Raw genomic sequence first — 286 nt, 5'->3', positions numbered from 1 at the left:
TTGGTGAAGATATTCCTGGTTCAACTGCTATTTTCTTTGTGGGCAGTGCATATTGTTTATCTTTGACTCCAAAACTTGACAGGATACGAAAAGGAAAAGCATGTGCAAGGCCTGAAGATGATGAGGACTCAGTAGAGCGACCTCCGTTGGGCTTCTTTGGATCTTCAATTCCAGCGGATAGACTGAACCGGCCTCTCATACGTCCAGTGCAGGCAGATCCACCACATGAAACTAATGCACACCCTCCACCGGTTGTGCTTCCTCCTCCACCTGCAAAACATGTCGA

Annotated in this window: 1 protein-coding gene; it reads right to left on the bottom strand. The window is 47.6% G+C overall.

Going from position 1 to position 286, the window contains the following annotated elements:
* A partial coding sequence (locus tag LOK78_RS16955) for a hypothetical protein (protein WP_232635684.1) occupies nt 1–286 on the bottom strand: 286 nt, incomplete at both ends.

Origin of the sequence: Mangrovimonas futianensis, assembly GCF_021245805.1 — a bacterium.
Classification (GTDB): Bacteria; Bacteroidota; Bacteroidia; order Flavobacteriales; family Flavobacteriaceae; genus Mangrovimonas; species Mangrovimonas futianensis.
The sequence above is the reverse complement of the archived record's forward strand: the minus strand, read 5'-3'. Positions and strand labels throughout refer to the sequence as shown.